The 19,322-nt window shown below is 38.0% G+C and carries 24 protein-coding genes; 12 read left to right on the forward strand and 12 right to left on the reverse strand.

The features are described from left to right. Nucleotides 1-6: 6 nt before the first annotated feature. From MTO68_RS12135 to ureE, 7 genes are all read right to left on the reverse strand, one after another. Nucleotides 7-315 carry an urease subunit beta gene (locus MTO68_RS12135; RefSeq protein WP_151801394.1) on the reverse strand — a complete coding sequence of 103 codons (309 nt, stop codon included), beginning with the start codon at nt 313-315 and terminating at the stop codon, nt 7-9. 28 nt (nt 316-343) lie between these two features. Further along, on the reverse strand, nt 344-646 hold the full coding sequence (gene ureA, locus MTO68_RS12140) for an urease subunit gamma (RefSeq protein WP_004720298.1): 303 nt from the start codon (nt 644-646) through the stop codon (nt 344-346). A gap of 99 nt (nt 647-745) precedes the next feature. After that, nucleotides 746-1,615, reverse strand: a complete 870-nt coding sequence (locus MTO68_RS12145; protein ID WP_244012623.1) for an urease accessory protein UreD — start codon at nt 1,613-1,615, stop codon at nt 746-748. Nucleotides 1,616-1,658: 43 nt separating this feature from the next. After that, nucleotides 1,659-2,225, reverse strand: a complete 567-nt coding sequence (locus MTO68_RS12150; protein WP_004821686.1) for a HupE/UreJ family protein — start codon at nt 2,223-2,225, stop codon at nt 1,659-1,661. Between the two features lie 79 nt (nt 2,226-2,304). Continuing rightward, nucleotides 2,305-2,919: an urease accessory protein UreG gene (ureG, locus tag MTO68_RS12155; RefSeq protein WP_004720292.1), complete on the reverse strand. Its 615-nt coding sequence runs from the start codon at nt 2,917-2,919 to the stop codon at nt 2,305-2,307. A 58-nt stretch (nt 2,920-2,977) separates the two neighbouring features. Then, nucleotides 2,978-3,643 carry an urease accessory UreF family protein gene (locus MTO68_RS12160; protein ID WP_004821688.1) on the reverse strand — a complete coding sequence of 222 codons (666 nt, stop codon included), beginning with the start codon at nt 3,641-3,643 and terminating at the stop codon, nt 2,978-2,980. Beyond that, entirely contained in the window at nt 3,630-4,112 is a 483-nt protein-coding gene (gene ureE / locus MTO68_RS12165; RefSeq protein WP_244012625.1) for an urease accessory protein UreE, read from the reverse strand. The genes MTO68_RS12160 and ureE overlap by 14 nt, the downstream gene beginning before the upstream one ends. Before the next feature lie 378 nt (nt 4,113-4,490). Between ureE and MTO68_RS12170 the strand changes: the two genes are divergently transcribed. Next, nucleotides 4,491-4,952: a universal stress protein gene (locus tag MTO68_RS12170; protein WP_004720286.1), complete on the forward strand. Its 462-nt coding sequence runs from the start codon at nt 4,491-4,493 to the stop codon at nt 4,950-4,952. 34 nt (nt 4,953-4,986) lie between these two features. Then, a complete protein-coding gene (locus tag MTO68_RS12175; RefSeq protein WP_234623531.1) occupies nt 4,987-5,430 on the forward strand; it encodes a universal stress protein in 444 nt (147 codons plus the stop codon). 143 nt (nt 5,431-5,573) lie between these two features. On the opposite strand, the gene MTO68_RS12180 is transcribed toward MTO68_RS12175, so the two are convergent. Continuing rightward, entirely contained in the window at nt 5,574-5,804 is a 231-nt protein-coding gene (locus MTO68_RS12180) for a hypothetical protein (protein WP_034616591.1), read from the reverse strand. A gap of 464 nt (nt 5,805-6,268) precedes the next feature. Between MTO68_RS12180 and MTO68_RS12185 the strand changes: the two genes are divergently transcribed. Together MTO68_RS12185 and MTO68_RS12190 are read left to right on the forward strand one after the other, a co-directional pair. After that, nucleotides 6,269-6,748 (forward strand): CinA family protein, encoded by a 480-nt coding sequence (locus MTO68_RS12185; RefSeq protein WP_244012627.1) that lies wholly within the window; start codon nt 6,269-6,271, stop codon nt 6,746-6,748. A 129-nt stretch (nt 6,749-6,877) separates the two neighbouring features. Next, nucleotides 6,878-7,351 (forward strand): hypothetical protein, encoded by a 474-nt coding sequence (locus tag MTO68_RS12190; RefSeq protein ID WP_244012629.1) that lies wholly within the window; start codon nt 6,878-6,880, stop codon nt 7,349-7,351. 210 nt (nt 7,352-7,561) lie between these two features. On the opposite strand, the gene aroC is transcribed toward MTO68_RS12190, so the two are convergent. The 3 genes from aroC to MTO68_RS12205 form a co-directional block, all read right to left on the reverse strand. After that, nucleotides 7,562-8,656: a chorismate synthase gene (gene aroC / locus MTO68_RS12195; RefSeq protein WP_239045575.1), complete on the reverse strand. Its 1,095-nt coding sequence runs from the start codon at nt 8,654-8,656 to the stop codon at nt 7,562-7,564. 12 nt (nt 8,657-8,668) lie between these two features. Then, nucleotides 8,669-9,679: a 50S ribosomal protein L3 N(5)-glutamine methyltransferase gene (gene prmB / locus MTO68_RS12200; RefSeq protein ID WP_004720275.1), complete on the reverse strand. Its 1,011-nt coding sequence runs from the start codon at nt 9,677-9,679 to the stop codon at nt 8,669-8,671. A gap of 114 nt (nt 9,680-9,793) precedes the next feature. Beyond that, a complete protein-coding gene (locus MTO68_RS12205; RefSeq protein WP_244012631.1) occupies nt 9,794-10,177 on the reverse strand; it encodes a lysozyme inhibitor LprI family protein in 384 nt (127 codons plus the stop codon). 369 nt (nt 10,178-10,546) lie between these two features. Here MTO68_RS12205 and MTO68_RS12210 point away from each other — a divergent pair, with 369 nt between their 5' ends. From MTO68_RS12210 to gcvH, 8 genes are all read left to right on the forward strand, one after another. Next, nucleotides 10,547-10,852 carry a hypothetical protein gene (locus tag MTO68_RS12210; protein WP_004821703.1) on the forward strand — a complete coding sequence of 102 codons (306 nt, stop codon included), beginning with the start codon at nt 10,547-10,549 and terminating at the stop codon, nt 10,850-10,852. A 151-nt stretch (nt 10,853-11,003) separates the two neighbouring features. Next, entirely contained in the window at nt 11,004-12,377 is a 1,374-nt protein-coding gene (locus tag MTO68_RS12215) for an AarF/ABC1/UbiB kinase family protein (protein ID WP_004720267.1), read from the forward strand. Nucleotides 12,378-12,635: 258 nt separating this feature from the next. Next, complete coding sequence (locus tag MTO68_RS12220; protein WP_244015974.1) at nt 12,636-13,922, forward strand: acyl-CoA dehydrogenase family protein; 1,287 nt, start codon at nt 12,636-12,638, stop codon at nt 13,920-13,922. A gap of 24 nt (nt 13,923-13,946) precedes the next feature. Then, complete coding sequence (locus tag MTO68_RS12225) at nt 13,947-15,146, forward strand: acyl-CoA dehydrogenase family protein (protein ID WP_004821708.1); 1,200 nt, start codon at nt 13,947-13,949, stop codon at nt 15,144-15,146. Between the two features lie 136 nt (nt 15,147-15,282). Then, nucleotides 15,283-15,771 (forward strand): GNAT family N-acetyltransferase, encoded by a 489-nt coding sequence (locus MTO68_RS12230; protein ID WP_096734191.1) that lies wholly within the window; start codon nt 15,283-15,285, stop codon nt 15,769-15,771. A gap of 256 nt (nt 15,772-16,027) precedes the next feature. Continuing rightward, nucleotides 16,028-16,477 (forward strand): MaoC family dehydratase, encoded by a 450-nt coding sequence (locus MTO68_RS12235; RefSeq protein WP_004720258.1) that lies wholly within the window; start codon nt 16,028-16,030, stop codon nt 16,475-16,477. 93 nt (nt 16,478-16,570) lie between these two features. Then, on the forward strand, nt 16,571-17,602 hold the full coding sequence (locus tag MTO68_RS12240; protein ID WP_004720255.1) for an AraC family transcriptional regulator: 1,032 nt from the start codon (nt 16,571-16,573) through the stop codon (nt 17,600-17,602). 117 nt (nt 17,603-17,719) lie between these two features. Next, nucleotides 17,720-18,094, forward strand: a complete 375-nt coding sequence (gene gcvH / locus MTO68_RS12245) for a glycine cleavage system protein GcvH (RefSeq protein WP_004720254.1) — start codon at nt 17,720-17,722, stop codon at nt 18,092-18,094. Nucleotides 18,095-18,190: 96 nt separating this feature from the next. On the opposite strand, the gene MTO68_RS12250 is transcribed toward gcvH, so the two are convergent. After that, a complete protein-coding gene (locus MTO68_RS12250; protein WP_244012633.1) occupies nt 18,191-19,246 on the reverse strand; it encodes a 3-deoxy-7-phosphoheptulonate synthase in 1,056 nt (351 codons plus the stop codon). Nucleotides 19,247-19,322 lie beyond the last annotated feature (76 nt).

Raw genomic sequence — 19,322 nt, forward strand, 5'->3', positions numbered from 1 at the left:
ATCCTTTTAGTCCAACTTACCCATCACACGCCCTGCGAAACCATAGACTTCACGTTTTCCGACCAGTGCAACGATTTCTACATCACGTCGCTGCCCCGGTTCAAACCGAACCGCTGTACCAGCCGCAATATTTAAACGAAAACCTTTGGCACGTTCACGATCAAATTGCAAAGCATCATTAGCTTCATAAAAATGAAAATGTGAACCCACTTGAATCGGCCGATCACCTATATTTGATACTGAAATTTTCAGTACTTCACGACCGACATTCATTTCAATATCACAATCAGGTGTAATAATTTCACCAGGGATCATATGCTTATCCTAATTTTGAAGAAGTGTTCTATACAATCGGTTGATGGACTGTGACGAGCTTCGAGCCATCTGGAAAAGTAGCCTCTACCTGCACTTCGGCAATCATCTCAGGCACACCCTCCATCACATCATCACGACTGAGTAAGGTGGTGCCAAAATGCATCAACTCACTGACGGTCATTCCATCTCGCGCACCTTCAAGCAGTGCTGCGGAAATAAATGCAATAGATTCAGGATAATTGAGTTTTAATCCACGTGCTTTGCGACGTTCTGCAACCAAACCCGCTGTAAAAATCAGCAGTTTGTCTTTTTCAGTAGGATTGAGTTCCATATGTATTTCCTAAAGTTCTCACATTTTTTATGCAAAATATGTGCTCAGTTTTAAATTAAACACGCAGATTTTATTTCTAAAAGGTGATCTTTGAATGAATCAAGTTCGCCAAATGCGTGGAAATGCTTCATCCAAATCAAACCAATATCGCCTTAATCTGGCACGAATTGCAGCAAAGGCATCATGACAATGTCGAACATCATCGCCTAAAAAACGTGCACTAATGACATCACCCAATAAGGTTAACCTTACAGGCATATCCATTCGCATCATCAACTCACGAATTAAATCGATATGTGCCTCTAAATAAATGTTTGCTCGGAATTTTTCAGGAGGAACTGCCCATAAACTGCCCATAACGGCATGATTATTCATGCCTAGACAAGAACTGAGCCAACGATCATTGCCTTTAAAACTCAGTGTGTCTGCCACCAGTAATTGCTGATTTCGCCATAATTTAAAATGACTGTGATAAGCACCAGATTGAAATTTTTCATCTCGAGCTTGTCGACCAATTACCAACATATCCCAACCGATAAAGCTTGCTGTCTGATCAAGCTGAATCAAGGTTTCTGAGTGAGCATTGGCACCGTCAAATAACATGGTTTCTTGTGGAAGCCATTCAAACACAGCATTGTGTTTAACTGAGATATGGATATGTTGATAAGCTTGTTTGCCATTGGTCCGATACCATTTACCAGCACCTGGCGTTGTGACTAAGGCATGGGCAGCAGTATCTACACTGATCTCAAATGTTAAATGATCACCACCTGCAATACCCGCAGGCGGATGGACAATAATCGCATGACAAATTCCAGTTTTTTCTGGCCACAGCATCTTTTGCACACGTACAGGTCCAAAATGTCTACGATGCGTCAATACCGTTCGCTCAGTTTGAGCCTGAAAACCCAATTCGAGTTTGGCATACCACAGGCGCTGATCAGGAAGATGTTCCACTAAACTTATCATGACCGCCTTTATAAATTGAAATCCGCAATTAAGTGCTTAAACATTAAGCCAAACCAATAACGGCAACGATTGCAGCCAAAGTACCAATAATTTTTTTGCCATATGGAACGTACTTTTTGATAAAAGCACCAATGCCTAATCCACCCGCATAGATCAATGCCATTGCTGTCACCATACCTAAAATCAGTAAGCTGGCATGACCTGATTGGCCTAATTCAGCGCCATGTGCAACGCCGTGAAAACTTGCCAATAGAACTGCTGCGATAGGTAAAACTTGATTTGTTTTTGTCCAAAGCGCAACAGCCAATAAAATCAATGACGCAATGATGCCGTACTCAGCAACTGCCGCTGGAATAAATCCTTGGCTACCGATCATAAAGCCAATCACCATCGCTACAGCTAAGCCAATCAAGCCGAAAAGCTTCCAGCGTTGATTTGCCGTCCACATCAATACACCAAATGCGATTGCCATCATCAAATGATCTAAACCTGTAAATGGGTGAATAAAACCTGCCCAAAAACCGCTATGGTGATCATGTCCAGGATGAGCCAAAGCCAATACAGGTAAATATGCAGCACATGCCATCAGACTGTGTTTAAAAAAACGCATTCGAATTCTCCTTTGATTATTTTTCAATTCAAATAGATACAATTATTTTTAATATCGCGAATAAGCTTTAATCTCTACGCTAAGCTTTAAATAAACCTTGTTTTTCAATAAACTCAATAATTTGCTTTAAACCATCTTGAGTTTTCATATTTGAAAATAGAAAAGGTTTGTCACCACGCATGCGTTTTGCATCTTGATCCATCACATCGAGATTTGCACCGACCATTGGGGCTAAATCTGTTTTGTTTATAATCAATAAATCCGACTTGGTAATGCCGGGACCACCTTTACGTGGGATCTTTTCACCACCTGCAACATCAATCACATAAAGGGTTAAATCAGACAATTCGGGACTAAACGTAGCCGCTAGATTATCGCCACCACTTTCGATAATAATCAGCTCTAAACCATCAAATTTTTCACAAAGATCATCGATTGCAGCCAAGTTAATTGAGGCATCTTCACGAATTGCAGTATGTGGACATCCACCTGTCTCAACGCCAACAATACGTTCTGGCGACATCGCTTCATGACGAGTTAAAAAATTAGAATCTTCTTTGGTATAGATATCGTTGGTCACAACTGCCATATTATATTTATTGCGTAAAGCAAGGCATAAATTCAAGGTTAATGCTGTTTTACCTGAACCAACAGGACCACCTATTCCAACACGTAAAGGGCTACGTTCTGTCATCATTTTTTCCTTTTCTATGCTTCATTCTCAATAAAAAATAGCGAATGAAACGTGTCATTTATGATCTGAATAATCGTGAATATAAAGTTTCATGCGACATACTTAACATCGCATAATTGGGCAAGGCACTACTTAACTCGTCATCTTCTAAGGCCAAGGCACGCACTACCGCTTGAGGAATTAAGTCATGTAAGTGCCACAAAATTCTTTGACCACTCATTTGCCCTAAAGGGACAGTTTTAACCGCACCTAGCACTTGGTTTTCTAAAACAGTAAAGCTATATGCTGTCAGCACATCCACCAGATTAAGTTTTAATGTTCCGCATAAATGTGCATAAACAGGGACAAAACCAAACTGCTTTTTAATCTCAGGTTGCTGTTTTAAAACATCACGAATCCAAGCATTCAAAGAAAATGCCAACTGCTGAGATTCAGCCCGTAATTCTTTCGACTCTCGGCTCGCTTTATAAAAGTTAGCCCAATTTAAAAATTCAGCTTCGTCTAAATAATGTTGCATCAGACGTTTTAAAACGGGGAGTTCAAACCTAACCAGCAACATTTCCAGCACTTCTTCAAAATAAGCAATACTGCTTGCTTCATCATGAATCAAGCCTTGATCAATCGCACTTTCCACCCCTTGCGAATAGCAATATGCACCGATGGGTAAGGCTGTCGATGACAGGGTCAATAGACTTAATAGTTGCGATGCGTTAGTGATGGACATGATGTAAAGCCTTAATCGGGCTTAAACGATGATCATGCTGATGTTGTGCATATGCCCCACTTTCAGGTTCAAATGGATGTTCAACTTCATCTACAGTTAGCCCTAAACCTTGGATCATTTCTGCAAGGACATGATCAGGTTCAAAATAAAGTGCTGTTGGAGTAAGCATTAATGGGACATGGCGATTTCCCAGATGATATGCAGCTTTAAGTAAGTCAAAACTATGCAGCGCCGAAACTTGCATTAATTTTTCAGCTTTGGCATCTACACGTAACACTTCACCTTGTTCAGTTGCAATATAAGAACCACTACGCAAAATGCCTGTACGTGGTAAATCCGCACCAATATCGCGCCCATTATTTAAAGTTGCACGAAAACGGCTCTTTTGCCGAGTATCAAAAGTCAATTCAATACTTTCAGCCTCAATGTTTGACTCTATATAGTCTAGACGTTGCGTATAAATTTTCATACTGATCCACTTATCTATGGCACTCGATTTAAAATGTTCCAAATTGATGCCAAAATTTTATTCATAAATATCGGTTTGCATTAAATTAAAGCATTTATCATGCCAGTTTTTAAAATCGTAAGAATTCAAACTGCATCTTATTTAGAACACCAACCTAAAACCTAAAACCTAAGATCAAATTTACATGAGCGAGATTTCAATAAAAAATAAGAACAATTAAACGTTACAAAATAAAACCATAATAAAATTATGTGTATTTCACAAAAGCTTGAAATAACACACTTTTGATCAACTAAAATTCTTATCGACAATTTGCGACTAACAGCGCAATGTGTTATCAATAAATAAATAATCAGACAAAAAAGGGAGAAACTTATAATGGCTTATCAACACATCCTTCTTGCTGTAGATGACTCTCCTATTTCTTATGCTGCACTTGAACATGCAGAAAAACTTGCACTTGCTTTTAACTGTAAAATTACTGTGATGAGTGTGATCGCAGTTGATCCTTTTAAAGGCGTCGATTTTTATAAAATAGCGCCTGCTGTAACTCAATATTTATTTGAAGCTGAAAAAAATGCTTTAGCGCGTTTAAAAGATATTCAAGAAACTTTAGTTCACCATGGTGTAACGACAGTAGATACCAAAGTGGTGCGTGAAGTTCCTCCTGCTACTGGAATTTTAGATGTTGCAGATGAACTGAATGTGGACCTTATTGTAATGGGTTCTCATGGACGTACCGGTCTGAAAAAATTCTTCTTAGGGAGTGTTGCACAAGAAGTGTTGTCGATTTCTCCACTGCCTGTGTTGATTATTAAATCTACCCAAGAAGAAGCTTAATTTTATTTGAAATGTTAATTAAAAAGGTGTGATTATGAGTTATCAAAATATTCTTGTCCCAGTTGACGGTTCTGACATTTCTTTTTCTGCATTAAAACATGCTGCTGCGATTGCCAAAGCCTTTGGAAGCAAAGTCACTGCGATCAGTGTCGTTGCTGAAGACCCTTTTGCTGCTGCTGATTTTTACTATTCGCCAGATATGTTAAAAGATTACATTCAAGAAGCAATTAAAAATGCGGAAGAAGGTTTGAGCAAAGCCAAACAATTGGCTGAACAGCAAGGTGTTCAAATTGATACACAAGTCGTGAGAGACTCGGTTGCAGCTGAAACCATCATTAAAACTGCTGAATCATTACATACAGATTTAATTATCATGGGATCACATGGGCGTAAAGGCTTCCAGAAGTTTTTCTTAGGTAGCTTTGCGCAAGATGTACTGGGTCAAACCAAACTTCCTGTATTGATTGTTAAACAGTGATTGCTTAGGGTCTATTGACAGTTTATAAATGATTTGCGTTGTAGACGAATTGTCAAACGTCCCTAAAAACCAAATAAATAAAACCCAGCTAAACTGGGTTTTATTTATGCAATGTCCAGATCAAAGATAACTTGGGAAAATTATTAAACCGCGATAACTTTGACTAAAATGGTTTGAGATTCTTCAAAATCATCAAAAATTTGCTTACGGCTAAGTTCTTTGGACTTTACTTTAAAATTATGATTTTGATAGTGGATGACCTCAGGTATTTGATCAAAATAATTTCCTTCGGCTTCAATACTTTCTTCAAATAAGGCTGTGCCAAGCTGATATTCTCTACTTTTTAAGACAACATACTTAACAGTCGTTTTCATCATTCGCACTCCATTTTCATATGCACTTTATTTTTATTTATATCACTTTTTGACGCGTTTGAAATATAAAAATTCATCATATTGCATAGTAATTCTACAATTGGCCCAAAAAAGGAAAACCCACCTGTTGAGAAGTGGGTTGACTGCATATTTACAGACTTTACGCTGATTATTCTTTTAACTTTCTGTGATTGTTATTTGATGCTTATTCTTCGCTTTTGTTGTTTTGTGCCGTCATTATGGCAAATGAATATGACAAACTTATTTCAACTCAGCGTTCTTTTGATTAATTTTGTCTTTAACAAACGATATAAGCTAATATTCTGATTTATATATAAAAATATCCAAAAATAATTAAATTCATAGCTCAATATGCTTATTTTTTATTTGCTTTTCTTGCAAATTCCCTCAATTCACTTATAGTTAAATTATTGAATATAAATAATTAATTTAGAGCCATACCGATGCTTTTAAAACAATGTTGTGATCTGCTTGAAAGAAAGAATTTAACAGTCGCATTTATTGAAAGTGCAAGTTCTGGTTATTTATCCAGCCAGTTTTCGATCTATAAAAACAGTGGTGCAGATATTTTATTAGGCGGTTTAGTCAGCTACGACCCCTCTATTAAAATTTCAATTTTACAAGTTGATCCATCCCTCATCGAAAAATATAGCGCTGAATCAGTTGAAGTCACGAAAGCAATGGCAGTTCAAGGGAAAAAACTCTTTAGCGCTGCAGATATCATTGTCAGTTGTACGGGCTTACTTAAACCTGGTGGTAGTGCTAGTATTGAAAAACCAGAAGGTACTTTCTTTATCTCAATCTATTATCAAAACACATTGTTGAATTTTAAATATTTTATCGAAGGTTCGCCGTTGACTCGTTTAAATCAATTAACTGAAAATGTTGCAAAGGAAATATTAAAAATCTTAAATTTTGTTTAAGATTTATGCTATGTCTTAACTGAAATACAAATTACTGAAATATTTAATTCACTTTTTAACTAAAAAGCGGTAAATTTTACATAGATTATCAACATATCAATAACACAAATGAACTTATTAGGAAGCGGTATGAAACTTCAATTTGCGGTAATTTCTTCTTTAGCATGTTTAACTTTGGCGGGTTGTGCTGGCTCTTATCCAGAAAGAGTTGTTACAAAAGGCCCTTTAATCTGTGAAGCAAATGAAGTTTGCCCTGAACTTTCTATGCGTTGGAAAGATGAAGTCCGTGATGGATTTAAAATCACAGCAGAAATTAACAATCCAACAAAATATGATATTACCCAATTTGTCTTTTTAGTGGATGGTCAGCCATATACATATTCAACCATTAACACGACACAATACGCGGGTACAGTTTCATTAAACTCGATTAATGTTCCAGTCAGCTTTCTTAACTCATTCCGTAATGGTAAAGAAATCTCACTTAAATTGGTAACCAACCAGGGTGATGTTGAACGTTCAATCTTAAAGGCAGATGGTCAACAGTCTTCTGCGTACCTGACTTTCTTAAAGGGTTATACAGGTCAAATTGTTACTCAATAAGACTGAGCAAGTATAGATATAAAAAACCAGACAAAATGTCTGGTTTTTTTAACTCAAAATCTTTAACTTAAAATAATGAATCCAAGATCATTCAGCTAAATTTGTTGAGCAATAACTCTATTAAGTAAAAAAACAAATCATTTGAAATTTACTCTAATAATTAAAGGTATTTCAAAACTAAAATACCCTCTCTTATCTCAAATATATTTGCTATTTAGGTTCAATTGGTGCAAATGGTGCAACCACATCCGCATTTTGTGCACGATGACGCATAAAATGATCCATCAATACAATGGCAAGCATGGCTTCAGCAATAGGTGTCGCACGCACGCCCACACAAGGATCGTGACGACCTTTGGTCAGTACATCTGTATCTTCACGATCTAGATTAATGGTTTTCCCCGGTGTAGTAATACTTGCGGTTGGTTTTAACGCAATCGCTACACGGATGGTTTGGCCTGAAGAAATACCACCAAGAATACCACCAGCATGATTGGCTAAAAACCCATCTGTGCTAAGTTCATCACGGGTTTCATGGCCAAATTGTTCTGCAACTGCAAAACCATCACCAACTTCAACACCTTTCACCGCATTGATTGACATCATGGCATGGGCAATATCAGCATCTAAACGATCAAATACGGGTTCACCCCAACCTACAGGTACTTTTTCTGCAAGGATCTCAAGCTTTGCACCACAACTGGTCCCCTGTTCACGCAATGATGTCACCAGCGCTTCAAAACGTGGAACCGCATTGACATCACCACAGAAGAACGGATTATTCGGAACTTCATTCCAATCTAAAGCTTGTGCTTTTTCTGTACCAATTTGCGTCACGTGGCCACGAATCACAATCGCAAATTTCTCAAAAAGAAATTTCTTTGCAATCGCACCCGCTGCCACACGCATCGCCGTTTCACGTGCACTTGAACGACCACCACCACGATAATCACGGAAACCATACTTTTGCGTATAGGTGTAATCTGCATGGCCTGGACGGAAAGTTTGCGCAATATTGCCATAATCTTTAGATTTTTGATCTGTATTACGGATCAATAAACCAATCGAAGTTCCTGTCGTTTTACCTTCAAAAACTCCAGAAATGATCTCAACCTCATCTGGCTCTTTACGCTGAGTGGCAAACTTAGACGTTCCTGGTTTACGACGATCTAAATCAATTTGTAAATCTTCAGCAGATAATTCAAGACCCGGTGGCACACCATCAACAATTGCCATCAAGCCTACGCCGTGAGATTCACCACAAGTCGTTACACGGAAGAGTTGTCCAATACTGTTACCTGCCATGCTTACGACTCCTTAAGCTTGAATAGATTGAATAAATAAATCACGGAATGTACGACATTGTTCAGCAGTCAAAGCAAAAATGCCTGTACCGCCTTTTTGGAACTGTAACCAGTAAAAATCAATGGTATTAAAATTCTGTTTCATTGCCCATTCTGAGTTACCCACTTCAATCACGATTAAACCGTCTTCAGTTAAATAATCAGCAGCTTGAGCCAACATTTTTCGAACTAAATCCAAACCATCTTGACCCGCAGCTAAAGCAAGTTCAGGCTCATGATGGAATTCATCTGGAAGATCAGCCATATCTTCGGCATCCACATACGGTGGATTTGAAACGATCAAATCATATTGATTTTCAGCTGGAATTTTGGCAAACAAATCTGACTCAAGCAAAGCCACCTGATATTGCTTATTGTGGTGCTCAGCATTAATAGAAGCCACTTCTAATGCTTCTTTAGAAATATCAGTTGCATCTACTTCTGAATCAGGGAATGCATATGCCAGCGCGATCGCAATACAACCTGAACCCGTACACATATCTAAGATACGTTGCGGTGTTTTTGGATTTGGGTTTTCAGGTAAATTATTCACGCCTGCACGCGTTTGTCCATTTTCATCTAAACAATAAGGTGCAAAACGGTTTTCGATCAATTCAGCAATTGGTGAACGAGGAATTAACACACGCTCATCAACATAGAATGGCTTACCAAAGAAATAAGAGAGGTTAAGTAAATAAGAGGTTGGAATTCTTTCATTTACACGACGTTCGAGTAGATTTAAAAACTCAGCTTTTTCACTTGGCAATAATTTTGAATCTAAAATTTCAGCATCCGCCTTCCATTCCAAAGAAAGCGTTTGTAAAACCAAGGCAGAACTTTCTGCGAAATAATCTTCTGTACCTTGACCCAAATGTGCATCGTATTGACGTAAAGCTGTAACCCCAAAACGAATAAAATCACGAATTGTTGATAGGTTTTCAGCAGCTTCCTGTAAATGTTCAGGGCTAATAGTCGGTCGATCCACTTAAGGTTTCTCCAAGGTCATATTTTTAAACGCCTTATGATACCTTGTTTTGCATGACATTTATAATGCTTTACGACAATTTACTTAGCAATTATTTTATAGCGCAATAAAGCACTATAAACGATAGCTTTGTTTCTCTAACATATTGGCTCTATTGACTGTTTGTTTGAGGGCACAATTGTAATACTTCATTTTATAATCATCAGAAACTGATTTATTCGACTCATCACACTGCTGATATCGAAGTTTAAACCATTGTTTCTGATATTTCTTTTGAGCTTTCTGTTGCTTGTCTGTATACAGGTCCAGTGTCTGTTTAAATAATGATTTCAAACGATCATCTTGCTTACTCAACTCAGTTTTCATACAGCTGGCAAGTGTTGCCGAGCTTGAACCTGCCGAATTCATACAGCTTAAATAATCTGAGCTATAACCGATCGCCTGCGTGTGCATCGGCAATAATACCACTAAACTGATACCCCAATACTTTAAATACATCCAATTCCCCTATCCCAAAATCATTATTTTAATTCAAAAACTTTTAATCCAAAGAACTCAGGCACTGATTAGCAACAATCGCCTATGTAAAAGAGTGTAAAAGATTTGAAACTAAATACAATCATTGCAGATAAATTATTGTTAAAACTTGATTTAAAACAATCAGCTTTGTTTTGCCATATCACTCGTTTTTTAGGTTTATTTTCAAGCCTATTGTTGTATGTTTTTAAAACAAATCAATCTGCTTGGTTATAAAATATAAACTTATTTGTGGCAAAATTGCTGAGATTGAGCACTTAACTTGAAATTGGGTCATTTCACCTTTATATATACAACAAGTTTTTAAATATTTATGAATTTAGTCAATTTATGAGCTACAAACATAATAACCTCATGGCAATGCGTCAGTCATGGTGGGATGATGAATCCACTCCAAATGTCAAAATTGAAAAGCAATTTTTTCAACAAACTCTCACTGAACAAGGTGTTTACGAAGCACCTTCTCTAGACGATGTAAAATATTTTTTCTTTAGCTTGCCCAGCATTATCATTGTTAAAGGCTATGCACTGGGCTTTACTAATCAAAGCGTTAAGGATCTGATCATTCATTACATTGCTTCAAATAAGCAGGGTTTAATACTCCGCAAAGCGCTTAAAATCCAATTTAGAATGTAAATTTTAATATTGCTTAGGCTATTTTGATGGAATTAATTTAATTCCCCCATTCAGCGAATTGAACTGTTTAAATACAGTCATTCCATGTAATATTCCTTACAATTAGTCATCTTTTTATCTTTTCGAATCTCTTATAAAGGATTTTATCTTCATGTCAGATCAGAACGAAAAGCTCAAACAGTTAAAAACCTCATCAATGGATCGTCGCTTATCAATTGCAAAAGCATCATTATTGGCAGGTACACGCTGGGCAGCTTCAAGTGCGAGTTCAATCTTTTCAAGTGAAGAAGAAAAAGAAAAAAAACGTAAACAAGCTATGAAAGAACAAGCCAATTATCTTGTTCAAGAAATTGGCAAGCTAAAAGGTTCAATTGTTAAAATCGGTCAAATGATGGCGCTTTATGGCGAGCATTTTTTACCTGAAGAAATTACTCAAGCATTAAACACCCTCAATAATCAAACAGTTGCCCTTGCATGGCCTGCGATTAAAGAGCAATTGGTCAGTCAATTGGGTTCAAAACTCAACGATCTCACCATTGATCATGAGCCGATTGGTACAGCTTCTCTGGCTCAGGTTCACCGTGCAACACGTAAGTCAGATGGATTAGAGTTGGTTCTTAAAATCCAATATCCTGGTGTAGCCGACGCCATCGACTCAGATATGAGCCTATTTCGAAATATGCTTAAATTGACACGTATGGTGCCACAAACCCGTGAGTTCGATCAGTGGTTTGATGAAGTGCGTGAAATGATGCATCGTGAAGTTGATTATAAAGTTGAAGCGGCAACAACCCGTCGTTTTGGCCAGCGACTTAAAGAAGATCCACGTTATGGCGTGCCACAAATTATTGATGACTATTGTACCAATCAAGTCCTGTGCATGACCTTTGAACGTGGTGTACCCATCAACAGCCCTGTCATGCTGTCTTTACCACAAGAGCGACGTAATCTTTTAGGTGAAGCATCACTTGAAATCGCAGTTCGTGAATTGTTTGAGTGGGGCGAAATGCAAACCGACCCGAACTTTGGTAATTATCTTGTTCGTTTGGGCAATGGTGAAGAGATAAAAGATAAAATTATTTTGTTAGATTTTGGAGCTATACGTCAGTTCGATGACCAATTACTTCGCGTAGCTTGTAATTTAATCAAAGCGGGTTATAACCACGATGCAGAAGCAATGGTCAATGCGATGTCGGGCTATGAATTCTTTGATGCAATGCCTTTAAGCATTAAACCCGATATGGCAAAAGTATTTTTATTGGCAACAGAAGCATTTAGTACACCTTTAAATAACCCAGATTTACCTGCTGGCGTGATGGATCAACATAACCGTTATGACTGGAAAAAAAGCCAGCTACATAGCCGTGTGATGCAACGTGCTTCAAAATCAATGGCTTCACGTTACTTCAGTATTCCACCAAAAGAATTTATGTTTATCAGTCGTAAATTTATTGGTGCTTATACATTTATGACGGTGATTGAAGCAAAGACCAATGTTCGTAAAATGATTGTACCTTTTGTTTAATCTTTTTAGTTTTCATACAGGTTAAACGAGATTGTAAACGTTTTAAAAATGTCACTTTTACCAATACCCAACAAATGTTGGGTTTTTTTATTTAAAAATAAACAATAAAAATCAGAATATTAATAACAAATATATCATCTACTCTACCATTCATCTAAGGTCAATCACTTTGTCAGCTTTGACATAGTTTTTTATTTTTATGCATGTCAGGATTGTTGTATACCGACACTAAAATACAGGGACTTCGGCATGACCAATATGGTAAATAAAGCTCAAGGTTTGGGTTTAAATCTAATTACAAAAATTGCAGGTAGTGATTTACTTGATCAGTTTAAATTGCGCAAATTTATCGAAAGATCACTTTATCAAGGTTCTAAAGCTGGTTTTAAAACCTTAAGTGCAACACAAAAAGCATTTAAATCAGATTCAAATGTAACCAAACAACGTCTGCCCAATCAGCAAAAGTCCCTATTTGATCTGAGTTTGACTGAAGAACAGCAAATGACGGTGGATGCCATGGATCAATTTGCGTCCGAAGTACTTTATCAACTGGCCCATCAAGCGGATCACGACGAAAAGTTTCCAGTTGAGCTTTGGCAACACAGTACCGATTTAGGACTAAATTACTATGCACTGCCTGAAGCTTTAGGCGGTGTTGCATCTGAAAAAAATATTGTGAGTAATATTTTAATTGCCGAACGCTTGGCTAAAGGTGATTTTTCACTTGCTGCAGGTCTGCTCTCTACTTTTAGTGTCATCAATGCAATCACACAATGGGGTTCTGAAAAAGTTCAATCTGTTTATTTAGCAAATTTTGCCAATGATACCGATATTCAAGCCACTTTTGCGGTACAAGAAGCAACCCCAGCATTTAATCCCTTACGCTTAAAAACCAAAGCGACTGCCAACAATGGACAATTCAGCATTACTGGAGAAAAAACTTTAGTGCTATTGGGTGCAACAGCAGATTTATTCCTTGTTAGTGCAGACTTTAAGGGTCAAGCGGATGCTTTCGTTGTAAAGCGAGACCCAAGTATTACAGTGAAAAAATCACCGGCAATGGGTTTAAAAGCAACTGAAACGGTAACTTTGAAGTTTGACAATACCCCTGCCCAACGTCTAGGTGACGACGATTTTAATTACCCTGCATTTTTAGATTTAGGCAATCTAATGTGGTGTGCAATGGCTGTTGGTAGCTGTGAAGCGGTTAAAGAATACAGTATCAAATATGCCAATGAACGTACTGCATTTGGTGAGCCTATCTCACACCGCCAAAGCGTGGCATTTATGATCGCAGATATGGCGATTGAAATTGATGCAATGCGTATGCTGATTTTAAATGCTGCCAGTCTTGCAGAAGCAGGACAACCCTTCCATAGAGAAGCGTATTTAGCCCGTCTACTTTGTGCAGAAAAATCCATGAAAATTGCTACAGATGGTGTGCAAATTTTAGGTGGCCATGGTTTTACCAAGGAACATCCAGCTGAGCGTTGGTACCGCGACTTACGTGCAACAGCCGTTCTACATTCTGGCTTACACGCCTAACTTAGAAGACAAAGGATAAAAATCATGAATTTACAAAATCCAAAAAAATTCCAGATGCTTTTAGATCAAGCACACGAAACTGCATTGAATGTTTTACGCCCAATTTCTCGTAAATACGACAAAGCAGAACATGCTTATCCCAAAGAACTCGATATGTTGGCTTCCTTACTGGATGGTATGAACGACGGTGGTGATGGACTCAATGCTGGCGCTGCAATCAATAAACGTGGCGATATCGACAGCAATAATAAAAATGGCACCAATATGTCGACTGCCTTGGGTGTGATCGAAATGTGTTATGGCGATACAGGCCTACTGCTGACCATGCCTCGTCAAGGGCTAGGCAATTCAGCGATTGCTGCCGTCGCCAATGATGAACAGCTTGAGCGTTTTAAGGGGACATGGGCTGCGATGGCCATTACTGAACCTGGTTGTGGTTCTGACTCTGCTGCGATTCGTACAACTGCAACTAAAGATGGTGATGATTACATTCTGAACGGTGAAAAAATATTTGTCACTTCTGGGGAACGTGCTGACTCAGTCGTGGTTTGGGCAACTTTAGATAAGAAATTGGGCCGTGCTGCAATTAAATCTTTTGTTGTACCTAAAGGTACACCCGGCATGAAAGTTGAACGCCTTGAACATAAACTTGGCATTAAGGCATCCGATACAGCGGCAATTAGTTTTATTGACTGCCGTGTCCCTGGGGCAAACTTACTCGGTAATGCAGAAATTGATATAGCCAAAGGTTTTGCGGGGGTGATGGAAACCTTTGATAATACCCGTCCACTTGTTGCAGCCATGGCAGTGGGTTGTGCCAAAGCATCTTTAGAACGGATTAAAGAAATCTTTAAAGATGAACTAGATCCCGATTATGCTACTCCATATTTGCAAACATCCAATTTGGCTGCGCAAATCTATCGGATGGAGGCAGAATGGGAAGCTGCACGCTTACTCACCATAAAAGCCACATGGATGGCAGATAACAAAAAACCAAACTCTCGTGAGGCCTCTATCGCCAAAGCTAAAGCTGGACGTATTTGTAATGAAATCACTTTAAAATGTGTAGAGCTGGCTGCCAGTGTGGGTTATAACGAAGATGAATTATTAGAAAAATGGGCGCGTGACTCAAAAATTCTAGATATTTTTGAGGGAACACAACAGATTCAACAGCTGATTATTGCCCGTCGAGAATTGGGTAAATCTTCGAGTGAATTAAAATAGTATTGCAGCAAGAGCTGTAAATTTACTTATTTACCACGATTCAAGTGGTAAAGTTTTGATCAGTTGAATTTTTAACTGATCACAAAAGGTAGAATTTTTGTTATAAAAATTCTACCTTTTTTATTTTCATTTACTTATGTACCAAATTAGAACGATACAAATACAAGACAATCCGTCGATCGCGCAAGTCATTCGTGAGGTATCTAAAGAATTTGGCTTAGCACCTGAATCAGGCTTTGCTGTAGCCGACCCGATCTTGGATGATTTATATCAGGTATATGCTCAACCCAATGCCCAATATTGGATTATTGAGGATGCAAATGGTCGCGTTGTTGGTGGCGGAGGTCTTTCACCATTACAAGGTGATGCAACTGTTTTAGAGATTCAAAAGATGTATTTTTTGCCTGAACTTCGTGGTTTAGGATTTGCTAAGAAAATTTTAGAAAAGTGTTTTGAATTTGCACAACAACAAGGCTTTCAGTCTTGTTATTTAGAAACCACTCAAGATCTCTGGCAAGCCATTAAACTTTATGAAAAGTTAGGTTTTGAGCATTTATCACAACCTAAAGGTAATACCGGTCATAGTCATGTTTGTGAAGTTTGGATGCTTAAAACATTGCTTTAACATGCTATAAGCTTACTCAATTCACTTTGGTCGTATTTCCATTACTTTCAGGACATTACACAATGTTATTATGGTCTAAATCACTCGATATTTTGAGTGATATTTCAATGCGACTTAAAAAAATGGATGATTGGCAAAACAGTCATTGAAATTGCTTAATGGTGATTTACAATGAAAAAGTTTAGATAATTTAATTTTTATGCGTAGAACATCATCATTTATGAGTATTGTGTGAAATTAAGGGAATGTATAAACAATGTTGTATTTGGAAGATTTAAATATTGGTGATCATTTTAAAAGTCGTGAGTACGAAATGACTTTAGATGAGGTTTTAGAGTTTGCACATAAGTATGATCCGCAAGTTTTCCATACTGATGCTGAAAAAGCCAAAGATCACCCGATTTTTAAAGGACTTGCTGCAAGTGGATGGCATACCTCAGCGGTCACCATGCGTCTTTGGACTGAATGCTTCCCTGTTGCTTATGGCTTAATTGGTTCAGAATCAAGTTTAAGATGGCCAAAACCCACGCGTGTGGGCGATAAAATACATGTCGATGTCGAAATTGTATCTATCCAGCCGTCTAAAACCAAAAATGATCGCGCAATTGTGACCTATGTAACACAAGCAAAAAATCAAGATGATGATGTATTGCTGATTTCAACCACTAAAATTGTGGTATTTAAGCGCAATTTTGATGCACATTAATCCTAAATTTGTCTTACAATATTTAAGGGTTTTTCCATATCATGACAATATGATTAAACAAGTAAAAACAATGTTCAGAGCAATGGAAAGCACATGAAAACAGTCTCAGCTCGCCAAGATCAGGGAATTCCTGGTGTTTATGGACTATTATTATTAGATATTGTTTCTCGTTGGGGGTATAGCGCAGAAACACTGTTCGCACCTTTTAATTTTACAAGCGAACAGTTAGCAGATCCTGAGTGTCGGATTCCAACACCACTTGCCAATGAATTGATTAAACACGCATTAAAACTCACAGGTGAAAGTACCTTAGGCTTTCATCTCGGTACACAAATGCGTATTTCCATTCATGGCTTTATTGGTTATGCCATCATGACAGCACACGATATTACCGATGCGCTTGTTTTAGCCAACCGTTTTATCCAGTTGCGTATGCCCTTTCTACAATTGTATTTTTCTACTTTTGGTGAAAAAGCCACACTTCAATTGCAATGTGATATCGAAATCGAACCGTTACGTACAGAAATTGTGATGGGGCTAACCTTTGGTATTATGACCATGGCAAAAGCTTTGACTGGTATTGATTATTTGCATGGCGATATCGATTTTGATTTTCCCAAGCCTGATGGTTTTGACAAATACATAGAGAAACTGGCAAAGCAATACAATATGCGTTTTGAACAGCCGCATCTCATTGCAAGTTTTGACAAATCCTACTTGGGCTTAAAAATGGTCAATGCTGACCCGATTGCCAGTCAAATTGCGATTAATCAATGTGAAGCAGAACTTTCAGCTTTGGGTGAAAGACGTCGTTTGGCAATGCGTGTACGTGATATCTTGACTCATTCGGAACAGCATTATTTAAGTATTGAAAATGTCGCAGATCGTCTGCATATGTCAGACCGTACATTAAAGCGTCAGTTGGCTGCAGAAGGTACTTCTTTCTCTACACTGGTAGATGAAGTACGTTATCGCCATGCCACATCGTTACTGTCACGTACTGACTATACACTGGAACAAATTGCAGATGAACTCGGATATAGTGATGTTGCAAACTTTAGTCGTGCATTTAAACGCTGGAGTGGTCGTAGCCCAAGTAGTTGGCGCAAAGACCCATACTTATAATGTGATTTATCATGATTATTTGTTTCGATGAATAAGTTTATCAGTATCTCTGCTTTCTGTTTTGATTAAAAAACCTGTATAACTCGTGCCAAAAATAAATTGATTAATGGAGTCATTATGAATCATCCTTCAGATTTGAAATATGCAGCAACACATGAATGGGTAAAAATTGAAGGTGATCTTGTGATTACTGGTATTTCTGACCATGCTCAAGATGCTTTAGGCGACTTAGTCTACGTTGAAGCGCCTGAAGTGGGTAGCCATGTGGTTGCTGGCGCTCAGGCTGGTGTAGTTGAATCCGTTAAAACAGCATCTGATATTCATGCGCCTGTTTCGGGTGAAGTTGTAGAAGTGAATACTGCCCTTGAAGATGATCCAGATTTTGTGAATGACGACCCGTATGGCAAAGGTTGGATTTATAAGATTAAACCAGACAATATTGCAGATGTTGAAAAGTTACTCAGCAATAGCGAATATGAAGCTGGGCTTTAATTTTTAAAATCCTAATGCTTAAAAATAATGTTTAAACACAAAAAGATCAGATGAGTCTGATCTTTTTGTTTATATCGTAACGGAAAATAAGGTACATCAAGCCGTCTGCAACAACTCCTGTTTCGAAAGCTGCTCTGCAACATCCAACAACAATTGCTCCGTCTTATTCCAACCTAAACAACCGTCTGTAACGGATTGACCATAAGTCATATCACAAGAGATTTTTTGATTACCATCCACCAAATGACTTTCTAGCATTACACCACGTACATGGGTTATATGTCTTTCTTCAATGATTTGCTGTAAAACCAACGGTTGCTTTAAAGGATCTTTACTGCTGTTACCATGACTACAATCAATCACCAATGCGGGCAATTTCCCTTGATGCTGTTGGCGGATCTGCTGAATCGATTCTGCATCATAGTTTGTGCCCTTATTTGAACCACGTAAAATGATGTGTGCTAAAGGATTACCATGACTATGTACAATACAAGGCAATCCCTTTTGACCCATGGCTAGAAACTGATGAGGATGACTTGCAGATTGAATTGCATCTAAAGCAATTTGAATCGAGCCATCTGTCCCATTTTTAAAGCCAATACTAAAAGGCATATGGCTTGAAATTTCACGATGAATTTGTGATTCACTGGTCCGTGCACCAATTGCACCCCAAGCCAACAAATCATCAAAATATGCAGTTGCCATAGGGCTTAGAATTTCACTGGCGATTGGCAAACCTTTTTCAATAATTTGTAAATACAATTGGCGTGATTTTTCTAAGCCCAATTGCATATTGGCAGATCCATCTAAATTTGGATCGTATAAAAACCCTTTCCATCCCACTGTTGTACGTGGCTTTTCAATATATGCACGCATCACTAGAAAGATCTGATCTGACACTTTTTCTTGTAATTGTATTAAGCGATCTGCGTATTCCAATGCGGATTTTTCATCATGAATAGAACATGGGCCAGTAATCACCAACAGACGATCATCTGTACCATCGAGAATATTTTCAATTGTTTGGCGTTGCTCAGCGATTTGTAAAGCAAGCTTGTGTTTTAATGCAAATTTTTCTTTTAACTCATAAGGCAAACTGAGTTGAGTTTCTATGGTTTGATTTTGTTGTAAAGCAATATTTAGTGCATTCATGATGTATTCCTTTGGACTCTACAAAGTCCGAACTTTTATTTGAGCGTATGGGATCTATTCAAATGGGCGATCAGGT

This window comes from Acinetobacter sp. NyZ410, from assembly GCF_022828975.1.
In the GTDB taxonomy this organism is placed as follows: domain Bacteria; phylum Pseudomonadota; class Gammaproteobacteria; order Pseudomonadales; family Moraxellaceae; genus Acinetobacter; species Acinetobacter guillouiae.

What these genes read in the sequence shown, in the direction of transcription:
- MTO68_RS12250 (WP_244012633.1), bottom strand. Translation starts at nt 19,246, where the DNA reads ATGAATGCACTAAATATTGCTTTACAACAAAATCAAACCATAGAAACT.
- MTO68_RS12235 (WP_004720258.1), top strand. Translation starts at nt 16,028, where the DNA reads ATGTTGTATTTGGAAGATTTAAATATTGGTGATCATTTTAAAAGTCGT.
- MTO68_RS12185 (WP_244012627.1), top strand. Translation starts at nt 6,269, where the DNA reads ATGCTTTTAAAACAATGTTGTGATCTGCTTGAAAGAAAGAATTTAACA.
- ureA (WP_004720298.1), bottom strand. Translation starts at nt 646, where the DNA reads ATGGAACTCAATCCTACTGAAAAAGACAAACTGCTGATTTTTACAGCG.
- MTO68_RS12175 (WP_234623531.1), top strand. Translation starts at nt 4,987, where the DNA reads ATGAGTTATCAAAATATTCTTGTCCCAGTTGACGGTTCTGACATTTCT.
- MTO68_RS12225 (WP_004821708.1), top strand. Translation starts at nt 13,947, where the DNA reads ATGAATTTACAAAATCCAAAAAAATTCCAGATGCTTTTAGATCAAGCA.
- MTO68_RS12145 (WP_244012623.1), bottom strand. Translation starts at nt 1,615, where the DNA reads ATGATAAGTTTAGTGGAACATCTTCCTGATCAGCGCCTGTGGTATGCC.
- MTO68_RS12190 (WP_244012629.1), top strand. Translation starts at nt 6,878, where the DNA reads ATGAAACTTCAATTTGCGGTAATTTCTTCTTTAGCATGTTTAACTTTG.
- ureG (WP_004720292.1), bottom strand. Translation starts at nt 2,919, where the DNA reads ATGACAGAACGTAGCCCTTTACGTGTTGGAATAGGTGGTCCTGTTGGT.
- MTO68_RS12170 (WP_004720286.1), top strand. Translation starts at nt 4,491, where the DNA reads ATGGCTTATCAACACATCCTTCTTGCTGTAGATGACTCTCCTATTTCT.
- MTO68_RS12135 (WP_151801394.1), bottom strand. Translation starts at nt 315, where the DNA reads ATGATCCCTGGTGAAATTATTACACCTGATTGTGATATTGAAATGAAT.
- aroC (WP_239045575.1), bottom strand. Translation starts at nt 8,656, where the DNA reads ATGGCAGGTAACAGTATTGGACAACTCTTCCGTGTAACGACTTGTGGT.
- gcvH (WP_004720254.1), top strand. Translation starts at nt 17,720, where the DNA reads ATGAATCATCCTTCAGATTTGAAATATGCAGCAACACATGAATGGGTA.
- MTO68_RS12220 (WP_244015974.1), top strand. Translation starts at nt 12,636, where the DNA reads ATGGTAAATAAAGCTCAAGGTTTGGGTTTAAATCTAATTACAAAAATT.
- MTO68_RS12180 (WP_034616591.1), bottom strand. Translation starts at nt 5,804, where the DNA reads ATGAAAACGACTGTTAAGTATGTTGTCTTAAAAAGTAGAGAATATCAG.
- MTO68_RS12240 (WP_004720255.1), top strand. Translation starts at nt 16,571, where the DNA reads ATGAAAACAGTCTCAGCTCGCCAAGATCAGGGAATTCCTGGTGTTTAT.
- MTO68_RS12210 (WP_004821703.1), top strand. Translation starts at nt 10,547, where the DNA reads ATGAGCTACAAACATAATAACCTCATGGCAATGCGTCAGTCATGGTGG.
- MTO68_RS12230 (WP_096734191.1), top strand. Translation starts at nt 15,283, where the DNA reads ATGTACCAAATTAGAACGATACAAATACAAGACAATCCGTCGATCGCG.
- MTO68_RS12150 (WP_004821686.1), bottom strand. Translation starts at nt 2,225, where the DNA reads ATGCGTTTTTTTAAACACAGTCTGATGGCATGTGCTGCATATTTACCT.
- MTO68_RS12205 (WP_244012631.1), bottom strand. Translation starts at nt 10,177, where the DNA reads ATGTATTTAAAGTATTGGGGTATCAGTTTAGTGGTATTATTGCCGATG.
- MTO68_RS12215 (WP_004720267.1), top strand. Translation starts at nt 11,004, where the DNA reads ATGTCAGATCAGAACGAAAAGCTCAAACAGTTAAAAACCTCATCAATG.
- MTO68_RS12160 (WP_004821688.1), bottom strand. Translation starts at nt 3,643, where the DNA reads ATGTCCATCACTAACGCATCGCAACTATTAAGTCTATTGACCCTGTCA.
- ureE (WP_244012625.1), bottom strand. Translation starts at nt 4,112, where the DNA reads ATGAAAATTTATACGCAACGTCTAGACTATATAGAGTCAAACATTGAG.